The 10,193-nt window shown below is 72.4% G+C and carries 6 protein-coding genes; 3 read left to right on the forward strand and 3 right to left on the reverse strand.

The window, feature by feature from the left end; all coding sequences use genetic code 11:
- Position 1 precedes the first annotated feature (1 nt).
- From AB0M26_RS01970 to AB0M26_RS01980, 3 genes are all read right to left on the reverse strand, one after another.
- On the reverse strand, positions 2–1,333 hold the full coding sequence (locus AB0M26_RS01970) for a coenzyme F420-0:L-glutamate ligase (protein ID WP_365252894.1): 1,332 nt from the start codon (positions 1,331–1,333) through the stop codon (positions 2–4).
- Positions 1,330–2,310 (reverse strand): 2-phospho-L-lactate transferase, encoded by a 981-nt coding sequence (cofD, locus tag AB0M26_RS01975; protein ID WP_365252897.1) that lies wholly within the window; start codon positions 2,308–2,310, stop codon positions 1,330–1,332. The genes AB0M26_RS01970 and cofD overlap by 4 nt, the downstream gene beginning before the upstream one ends.
- 83 nt (positions 2,311–2,393) lie before the next feature.
- Entirely contained in the window at positions 2,394–2,891 is a 498-nt protein-coding gene (locus AB0M26_RS01980; protein WP_365252900.1) for a cysteine dioxygenase family protein, read from the reverse strand.
- A 638-nt stretch (positions 2,892–3,529) separates the two neighbouring features.
- On the opposite strand from AB0M26_RS01980, the gene AB0M26_RS01985 reads away from it, so the two are divergent.
- The 3 genes from AB0M26_RS01985 (at position 3,530) to AB0M26_RS01995 (ending at position 9,924) form a co-directional block, all read left to right on the forward strand.
- Positions 3,530–3,793 carry a WhiB family transcriptional regulator gene (locus tag AB0M26_RS01985; RefSeq protein ID WP_004952403.1) on the forward strand — a complete coding sequence of 88 codons (264 nt, stop codon included), beginning with the start codon at positions 3,530–3,532 and terminating at the stop codon, positions 3,791–3,793.
- A 513-nt stretch (positions 3,794–4,306) separates the two neighbouring features.
- Entirely contained in the window at positions 4,307–8,398 is a 4,092-nt protein-coding gene (locus AB0M26_RS01990) for a glycosyltransferase (RefSeq protein ID WP_365252904.1), read from the forward strand.
- Positions 8,395–9,924, forward strand: a complete 1,530-nt coding sequence (locus AB0M26_RS01995; RefSeq protein ID WP_365252907.1) for a DUF5719 family protein — start codon at positions 8,395–8,397, stop codon at positions 9,922–9,924. The genes AB0M26_RS01990 and AB0M26_RS01995 overlap by 4 nt, the downstream gene beginning before the upstream one ends.
- Positions 9,925–10,193: the final 269 nt, after the last annotated feature.

A 10,193-nucleotide genomic window follows, 5' to 3' on the forward strand; every position in this document is an offset into this window, starting at 1 on the left:
GCTAGCGGACCTCCAGGAACGCCGCCGCGTCCCGCGCCGGACGGTCCTTCGGCGGCGCCGCCGCATGCCCGACCGCCACCGCACCCATCGGATCCCAGTCCCCGGGCAGCCCCAGCTTCTCCCGCACCACTTCGCGGCAGAACATCGTGGAAGAGATCCAGGCCGAGCCCAGCCGTTCTCCGGCCAGGGCCACCAGCAGGTTCTGCACGGCCGCTCCGGACGCCACCACGAACATCTCCCGCTCGGCGGAGTTCCGCCGGTCGTCGGGGTAGGTGTGCGAGCCGTCCATCACCAGGCACGGCACGATCAGATACGGGGCTTTGCGCAGCACATCACCGCGCCGTACCCGCTTCGCGATGCTCTCCTCGGAGAACCCGTCCCCGCGCAGATCGGTGATCCACGCGTCCCGCATCGCGTCGAGCATCCCCTCCCGTGCCTCCGCCGACTCCAGCAGGACGAACCGCCACGGCGTCGTGTGATGCGGTGCGGGCGCCGTCACTGCCGCAGTGACGGCGCGACGGACGGCGGCGCCGTCGACCGGGTCGGACGTGAACTCCCGGACCGTACGCCGCAGCGTCACCGCCTCCCGTACGGCCTCCGAGGTCCCGAGCCGGAACATGTCGTCGGCGGGGGAGCGCACCACCGCCCGCGCGCCCTCGCCGTGTTCCTCCGCCACGAGGTGCGGCAGCCCGCGCAGGACGGCGACCGGCAGTCCGTCGGCCTTCCCCTTCACCAGGTCCCCGGCGGCTGCCAGTTCGTCGGCCGTCGCGACGACCGTCGCGCTCAGCGGATTGCCATGGGCGTCGGTTCCGCCGCGCAGATCGTCCAGAACGCGCACACCGGAAGCGCCGATCGCGACATCCGTGAGTCCGTCACGCCAGGGCCGTCCGAAGGTGTCGGTGACCACGACGCCGACATCCACACCCAGCGCGTCCCGTACGCCCTCCCGTATCCTGCGGGCCGAGGCGTCCGGGTCCTCGGGCAGCAACAGCACGGTTCCCGCAGGGGTGTTGGACGCGTCGACCCCGGCCGCCGCCATGACGAAGCCGTGCCGCGTCTCGACGATCCGCAGCGGCCCGCGGCGCGCCACCACCCGTACGGTCTCAGCGTCGATCGCCGCCTCGCGGTCCCGTGCCTCGACGATCCGCCCCTCCGCCTTGCTGACGATCTTCGAGGTGACGACCAGGACATCACCGTGCGCGAGCCCCGGCAAGCCCTTCACGGTGGCCGCGTCGGCGATGAGCTTGGCGAGGTCGTCGCCCGCCGCGACTTCGGGGAGCCCGGGCAGCGCCCACACCCGGTACGACGGCACCTCCGCCGCGCCCCCGCTCACGCCCGTACCTCTTCGGCCAGCGCGAGGGCCTCCGCGGCCATACGGGCGGTGGCTTCGAGGTCCGTCATCATCAGCGGAACGGCCACGCAGCGGATGCCCGCCGCCTCGACCTCGTCCACGGACTTGGCGTCGACCGTGTCGACGAGCCAGCCGTCGAGCAGTCCGGATCCGTAGTGCCGGGCGACCGCGGCGGCGGTCGACTCGACGCCCACAGCGCTGAGCACCTTGTCCGCCATGCCGCGCACGGGCGCGTCCCCGACGATGGGGGAGAGGCCGACCACCGGCACGCCCGCGTCGGCGATGGCCTCCCGAATTCCCGGTACGGCAAGGATCGTTCCGATGCTGACGACCGGATTGGACGGCGGGAAGAGGACGACGTCCGCCTCGGCGATGGCGTCCAGCACACCGGGCGCGGGCTTGGCCTGGTCGGCCCCGACCGGCACGACGGCGTACGCGGGCACGGAGGCGCGCAGCCGCACCCAGTACTCCTGGAAGTGCACCGCCTTGCGGCCCTCGCCGCCGTCGCCCCCGGCGAGGTCCGCGGTGTCGATCAGTACGTGCGTTTCGACGCGGTCGTCCGTCATCGGCAGCAGCCGCACGCCCGGCTCCCAGCGCGTGCACAGCGCCTCGGTCACCGCGCTGAGGGGATAACCGGCGCCGATCATCTGGGTGCGGACGATGTGGGTGGCGAAGTCGCGGTCGCCGAGCCCGAACCACTCGGGGCCGACGCCGTAGGCGGCCAGCTCCTCCTTGACGGCGAACGTCTCATCGGCGCGGCCCCAGCCTTGTTCCTCATGGATGCCGTCGCCGAGTGTGTACATCACCGTGTCGAGGTCCGGGCAGACCTTGAGCCCGAACAGATGGATGTCGTCACCGGTGTTGCCGATGACGGTGATGTCCGCGTCGGGAGCGGCCGACTTGAGACCGCGGAGAAAACGGGCGCCGCCGATGCCGCCGGCCAGAACCACAATGCGCATGGGGACAGTGTGTCAGCCGGAGGGCGATCGTTTCCTCGCGGTCGCGAGAGCGCGGGCCGGGTCGTGGACGGGGCGAAGGCGCGTCAGGCGTGCACGCCCTCCAGGGCGTCGGGGGTGCGGCACTGGGCGGTGTGCATCGTCATCTCGGTCAGGCCGGGGAAGTAGATGTGCAGGCTGACGGCGGGTGTCAGCGCGTCGTTGACCACCTCGTGCACATATCCGGGCGCGAAGGCGCGCTGCGCGCCGGCGCCCAGCGCACGCTCACCGCGCGCGGTGCGCTCGGTCAACTCCCCTTCGAGGACGGTGAGTACACCGGACGAGCGGCCGTGGTCGTGCATACCGCTGCCCTGACCGGGAACCCAGCTCAGCAGCCAGACCTCGTAGCCGGGCCCGGTGCGCAGTCGGTGGTACCAGCGGGTGGTCGCGTCGTACTCGACGAGATGCGCCCAGCTCGCGCGGTCGGCTGCGATCGTACGGGCGAGCCCGGAGAACTCGGCGACGGTGGCCGGGTGGGCCGGGGCGGGCGGCAGGAGGTGAGGGATGGCAAGCGGATCGCCGGCGATCTGGACGTCGCTGTTCATTGTGCGGAGGTTTCCCTGGGAGAAGGTCTTGGGCACAGATGGCTGGAGCGCGGGGGCATCAACAGCTGAAACAGCGACAGTGAGACAGCACGGCGCAGCGGACCGCGGCGTCGCACGAGGTGCGAGACCGTGTCCGGAAGGGCGCGTGCGTCACTGGCATGTCCATAAGTGGAGCGGTTCCGCCGCCCGGTGTCAACTTGATGCGCGATTCGGCGGCAATGTTTCACCTCATCCGGTTGCCCTCCCTGCTGAAAGGTTTGTTCACGGTCCGAGCGGGAGAGGTCGCGCGACAGCGGCACACCGTTCGGTCAGCACCCTTATGGGGAAACGGCGTTGCCGTCTCGTGACCTCATCGTGATCCGCTTCGTTTCCGTGATCGGATTGCAACGGGATCCGCGAAGGTTGCGTCCTCTTGTGGGAGGGCGGGACCGCGGATGCGGGTCCCGCGGTGGTGTCATGGTTTATGCCGATTTGAACACTTTCCGCATGGCCTTGGTTCCGCAGAGTGAATAAGGGCCCCAATAGCAGATCTCGGCTTGACTGGCCTGGATCCGCGCACTTGTAATTTCACTCGTGTCGTTCGGCCGTAATCGGTAACGGCAGCATCACGGGGAAGCAAAGACTGACGAGGGGCGCACATGACCGAGCTGTTCCAGCAACTGCTGGTCGAGGAGGCGGACGAGGAGCTCGGGTGGCAGGAGCGCGCGCTGTGCGCCCAGACCGATCCCGAGTCGTTCTTCCCGGAAAAAGGTGGATCTACGCGTGAGGCAAAGAAGGTCTGCCTTGCCTGCGAGGTCCGGTCCGAGTGCCTTGAATACGCCCTCGCCAACGACGAGCGGTTCGGCATCTGGGGCGGCCTCTCCGAGCGTGAACGGCGCCGCCTGAAGAAGGCCGCGGTCTGAGCCGCGTTCACCGGAAGCGGCTCCCGGCCCGGGCTCCTGGGGCTCCTGCACCTTGCGCAGTTCCCGCAGGGCCCCGTTCGTATCGCGGGCCCGGGCCCCGTCGTCGTCGACCGGCGGTCGAGGGCGCGGATGACGGCGGGGAAGTGCGGTACCGGCGTTCGCCCGCAGATTCGGGGCGCCGTCTTCTCTTCTGTGCCTTTCATCCGCCGTGCGGGACAAGGCTGTTGCGGAGAAGCCGAGGCGAAGGGCGCCCCCGGCCCGGGATGAGTCCGGCGGTTCGGTCATTCACGACAATTCAACTCGCCCGCCTCCCGTGCCCCGCGCACGGGAGGCGGATTGCTTTCCACAGGGTGGTTGTCCACAGGGGCGGTGGCCCGGTCCGGACGAGCCGTTAGTGTGGGGGCCCGTCCGAGACGTGCCAACACCCGTGCGGGTGGAGCGCGTCGAACCGCAGTCAGCACAGCCGTCTTCCGGGGGCGACCCCGTACCCCGGCCGGAGGGGCCCGTACCTCGATGTCCGTGCACAGCCACCCGACGGCCCACCACGGGGCCGCCGCTCCCGAGTTTCCGCGGCACGTCGTCACTGCCGTGCTCGTCTCGCACGACGGCGCCCGCTGGCTGCCCCAAGCGCTCTCCGGCCTCCTCGGCCAGGAGCGCCCCGTCCAGAGCGTCATCGCCGCCGACACCGGCAGCGCCGACGAATCGGCCGCCTTGCTCACCGAAACCCTCGGTCCCGACCGGGTGCTCCACCTCGCCCGCCGCAGCAGCTTCGGCGCGGCCGTCGACGAAGCGGTCCGCACCGCCGGCGTGCTCACGCCGGAGGACCTGCCCTATCTGAGGCGGCCCAGCGGCTGGGATCCCGTCACGCGCACTTGGCGGGACGAGGCCTATGACATGCCGGAGTTGCCGCACGGCGAGCCTGTCCAGTGGCTCTGGCTGCTGCACGACGACTGCGCCCCCGAGCCCGGCGCGCTCGCCGAGCTGCTGCGCGTCGTCGAGGCGAGTCCCTCGGCCGTCATCATCGGGCCCAAACTCCGTGGCTGGTACGACCGCAGGCAGCTCCTCGAGGTCGGCGTCTCCATCGCCAACAGCGGCCGCCGATGGACCGGGCTGGACCGGCGCGAGCAGGACCAGGGCCAGCACGACCAGGTCAGGCCCGTCCTCTCGGTTTCCTCCGCCGGCATGCTCATCCGGCGTGACGTATGGGAGGAGCTCGGCGGCTTCGACCGGCGGCTCCCGCTCATGCGTGACGACGTCGACCTGTGCTGGCGCGCCCAGGCGGCCGGGCACCGCGTGCTCGTCGCGCCCGACGCCGTCCTGCGGCACGCCGAGGCGTCCGCGCGCGAGCGGCGCCCCATCGACTGCGCCGGCCGTTCCGTCGCCGGCCCGCACCGCGTCGACAAGGCAGGCGCGGTCTACACGATGCTCGTCAACAGCCGCGGCGCCCTGCTGCCGTACGTGATGCTGCGGCTCGTCCTCGGCACCCTGCTGCGCACGCTCGCCTATCTCGTCGGCAAGGTGCCGGGACAGGCAGTGGACGAGGTCACCGGTCTCCTCTCGGTCCTGCTGCGGCCGGGCAGAGTCCTCGCCGCCCGCAGACGGCGCGGCCGGGCCGCGGTAGAACAGGGCGAGCTGCGCCACCTGTTCCCGCCGACCGGAGCGACCCTGCGGGCCACCGTGGAGTCGGTCGCGGGGAACTTCGGCGGCCGGTCCGAGCCCGAACTGGCATCCGGCGGCCGGCACGGGGCCGTGGAATCCGGACCCGGCGGCGACGACGCCGACTTCCTGGAGATCGAGCAGTTCGCGCGGCTGAAGCGGATCGCCCGCAAGCCGGCCCCGGTGCTCTTCCTCGTCCTGCTGCTGGTCTCCCTCATCGCCTGCCGCGGCCTTCTGGGCCCCGGCGCGCTGTCCGGCGGAGCCCTCCTGCCCGCCCCGGCCGACGCTTCCGAACTCTGGGCGCGGTACACGGCGGGATGGCATGCGGTCGGCGTCGGCGGCACGGAGTCGGCGCCGCCCTACCTCGCCGTCGTCGCCTCGCTCGCCACCGTGCTGTTCGGCAGCACCGGCCTCGCCGTCACCCTGCTGCTCGTCTGCTCGGTCCCACTGGCCGGGCTGACGGCGTACTTCGCGTCCCGGCCCCTCACCGACTCCCGGCTGCTGCGCGCCTGGGGCAGCGTCGCGTACGCGTTCCTTCCTGCGGCCACCGGCGCGCTCGCGGGCGGCAGACTGGGCACCGCGGTCCTCGCCGTCGTGCTGCCGCTGATGGCACGTGCGGCCGTGGCGGCGGGCGGACTCCGGCTGCCGCGACAGGGCGGCGGGGGCGCGCGACCGAGCTGGCGCGCTGCATGGGCCTACGCACTCCTGCTCACTCTGACCACCGCCTTCACCCCGATCGTCTGGCCGATCGCTCTTGTGCTCGGCATCGCCCTGCTGGTCCTGCGCGCCCGGCGGCAGGAGAACCCGACGGCCTACGGGCTGCGGTTCGCGGTTGCGCAGCTGACACCCCTGCTCGTCCTCGCTCCCTGGTCCCTGTCCCTGCTGACCGGCCCGTCGGCGTTCCTCCGCGAGGCCGGGCTCGACTACGGCAAGGGCTCGGCGACCGCCCTCGACCTGCTGGCGGTCGGCCCCGGCGGACCGAAGGCCACGGGCGGACTGCTGCTGATCGGCCTGGTGCTGGCGGGACTCGCCGCCCTGCTGCGCGGCGAGCGGCAGTGGACCATCCGCACCGCCTGGGCCGTGGCGCTGACCGGCCTGCTCTTCGCGGCGATCGCCAACGGCTCCGGCTGGGCGGGTCCGGCCACACTCGTCTACGGCATCGCGCTCATCACGGCGGCCACGGTGGGCGCCGAGGGTGCCCGCGAGCGTGTCGCCGCCCAGAACTTCGGCTGGCGGCAGCCGGTCGCGGCCCTGATCGCGCTTGCCGCCGCGGCGGCCCCGGTGCTCGCCGCGTTCGGATGGATGTTCAGCGGGGCCGACGGCCCCCTCGAGCGGAGCGAACCGGTCCAGGTCCCGGCATTCGTGGCCGAGGAGAGCGGCACCCGCGACCAGCCCCGCACGCTCGTCATCGGCGGCGAGCAGGCGGCCGACGTCTCGTACGCGCTGGTGCGCGGGTCCGGTGCGCGCCTCGGCGACGCCGAACTGTCCGTGGCGAGCGGCGGTGACGGCCGCCTCGACGGCATCGTCGCCAACCTCGTCGCCGGCTCCGGCGCCGACCAGACCCGCCAGCTCGGCGGCTATGCGGTGCGCTATGTGCTCGTACGGGACGGCGCGCCCCGCGAGATGAGCCGGGTGCTGGACTCGACGCCCGGGCTGACCCGGCTCAGCCAGCAGGACGGCAGCGCCCTGTGGCGCGTGGACGAGAAGGTCGCACGCATCACGATCCTCCCGGTTCGGGGTGCCCGGGCGGGGGGCGGCGGCACGGGCGGCAGCGGCACGGTGGCGGAAGCGTTGCCCGTGGCGGCCCAGTCCGTCGAGGCCCACACCGACATCCCCGACGGCACGGAGGGCCGGATCCTCCGCATCGCGGACCGGGCCGCACCGGGCTGGCGGGCCACCCTCGACGGCAAGCCGCTCACCGGGACGACCGTCGACGGCTGGGCCCAGGGATTCGAACTGCCCGCGTCCGGCGGCCGGTTGGACCTCACCTACGAGACGCCGTTCACCCGCACCGCATGGGTGTGGACCCAGGGGTTCCTCGCGCTCGTCGTGCTGGTGCTGGCACTTCCCGGCCGGCGGCGCGACGTCGACGACGACATGCCCGACCAGGAGCCGGCGGTCGCCACCGTTCCGGCTCAGGCCGGGGAGGGCGAGGGACGCCGGGCTCGCAGGCTGCGGGCCGCCGCGGAGGCGGATCAGGCGGCGCAGGCCGCCCAGGACCCCTCGGCCGGACCGCAGGGTCCGGACGGAGGAGCGGTGGCGCCGGATGCGCCGGGGCCGGGCGAGCCCGCGCGGGCGCAGGAGCCGGCGGGCGCGCCCGGGCAGGACGCCTACGCCGGTGTCCCGCAGCAACAACAGCCGTACGGGGACTGGGATCCGCAGGCCTACGCGGGCCGGACGCAGACGTCGTACGCCGGCTATCAGGACCAGTACCAGGGCGCGCCCTACCCGGCCGACGCCTACGGGGGCGGGACCTACGAGCCGCAGGCAGGGCAGTACGGCCAGTACGGTGCCGGTCAGTACACCGACCCGTACGGCTACTCCGCCCAGCAGCCCTACTCCGAAGGCGCCTACCCGCCGCAGGGTGACCAGGGCCAGGGGGTGGGGGACCCGGCCGCCCATGGGAATCACGGTGGTCCGGCCGCTCACGGGAACCACGGTGACCCGGGCCATGGAGACCACGGTGGTCCGGCCGCCCACGGGAACCACGGTGGTCCGGCCGCCCACGGGAACCACGGTGACCCGGGCCATGGGAACCATGCGAACCCGGATCCCGGGGGCCCGGCCTACGGCGATCCGGCAGCCTACGGCGGTCCGGTCCAGCCGGATCCGGGGTACGGCGGTCCTGACTACCGCGATCCCGCTTACGGGCAGAGGGCGTACGGCGACACGACGTACGGGGACGGCACCGAGCCCGGCCCCCGCCGCGACGGGAGCGACCAGCAGTGAACCGCACGACCCTCTCCCTGATCTCCGCGGCCACGGCACTGGCCGCGGCCACCGGGGTGGCCGCGCTCACCGCCCCGGGCGACGCCTCGGTCGGCTCCCGCGCAACCACCGCCCGGCTGCCCGTCGAGCGTTCGGCGCTGCTGTGCCCCGCGCCGTCCACGTCCGACCTGGCCGAGACGACGTACACCTCCTTCACGCCGAAGGGGGAGGGCGGCGGTTCGGCCGCGCAGAAGGCCGGCGCGGACCTGCTGGCCGCGGAGAAGGCGCAGGGCGGCGAGCCGAAGGAGAAGGACGGCAAGGAGGAGCGGAAAGGCAAGGGCGGCGAGCCGAAGCCGGTCGTGGCAGTGAAGAAGCCGGGCGCGCCGGTGACCGCCACCACCTCCGACCCGGAGGCCCCGGCGCTGATCGGCACGGCCGACGGAGCGCTCGCGCCCGGCTGGAGCACTCAGCAGACCACGGTGATCGTTTCGGGCAGCGGGCGTTCGGTCTCCGGCACCGCCTGCACGGCTCCGGACACCGACTTCTGGTTCCCGGGTGTCTCCACCGCAAGGGAACGGCAGGACTACATCCACCTCACCAACCCCGACGACACGGCGGCCGTCGTGGACCTCGAGATGTACGGGAACAAGGGCGCGTTGAAGACCGCTGCTGGGGAGGAGATCACGGTCCCGGCCCGGTCCAGCATCCCGGTGCTGCTCTCGACCGTGACCGACGAGCGGACCGACGGAGCCGCGCTGCATGTCGTCGCGCGCGCGGGCCGCGTGGGCGCCTCCGTGCAGTCCACCGACGACAAGCGCGGCGGCGACTGGCTGCCGTCCGCCGCCGATCCGTCCGGGTCCGCCGTGCTGCCCGGCATCCCCTCGGACGCCACGTCCGTGGAGCTGGTGGCGCTGGCGACGGGCGACGAGGACGCCGACCTGAAGGTGCGGCTCGCCACGCCGTCCCGGCCGATCACCCCGGCCGGCCACGAGACGCTCAACGTCAAGAGCGGCATGACGACTTCCGTGGACCTCGGCGACGTTACGAAGGGCGAGCCCGGCTCGCTGATTCTGAGCCCCGCCGAAGGCAGCTCCCCGGCCCCGTTCGTGGCCGCTGTGCGCGTCACGCGCGGCAAGGGGGGCAAGCGCGAGACGGCCTTCATCCCCGCGACGACGGCAATCGAGGAGCGCGCCACCGCCGCCGACAACCGTGCCAAGGGGTCGGTCCTCTCCCTCGTGGCACCGGGCAGGACGGCGACGGTGAAGGTCATCTCCTCGGCGGGAAGCCGGGGCGGTACTGCCGTGAGCAAGACGTACACGGTCAAGGGCGGCAGCAGTATGTCCGTTGCCCCACCGGTCCCGTCGGGTGTCAAGGGGGGATACGCCGTGACGGTCGTACCGAAGTCGGGCGGCGCCGTGCACGCGTCCCGGATGCTGGAACTCCCGAAGGGAGGCGTGCCGATGTTCACGGTGCAGACGCTCCCGGACGACCGGGGGACGGTCGCCGTTCCGCATACGTCGGAGGACCTGTCGCTGCTGAACGACTGAGCGGCGGCGGGCCCGCGTTGACGACCGGGACTTGACCCGCGTGAACGACCATGGAGGCCGGCCCGTGTGAACGTCCGCGGTGCCTGATCCGCATGAACGTCCGCGGTGCCTGATCTGCGTGAAACGTCCGCGGTGCCTGATCCGCATGAACGTCCGCGGTGGCTGATCCGCATGAACGTCCGCGGTGCCTGATCCGCATGAACGTCCGCGGTGCCTGATCTGCGTGAAACGTCCGCGGTGCCTGATCCGCATGAACGTCCGCGGTGGGT

The sequence above is a fragment of the Streptomyces sp. NPDC051776 genome (genome assembly GCF_040681345.1).
Lineage (GTDB): Bacteria > Actinomycetota > Actinomycetes > Streptomycetales > Streptomycetaceae > Streptomyces.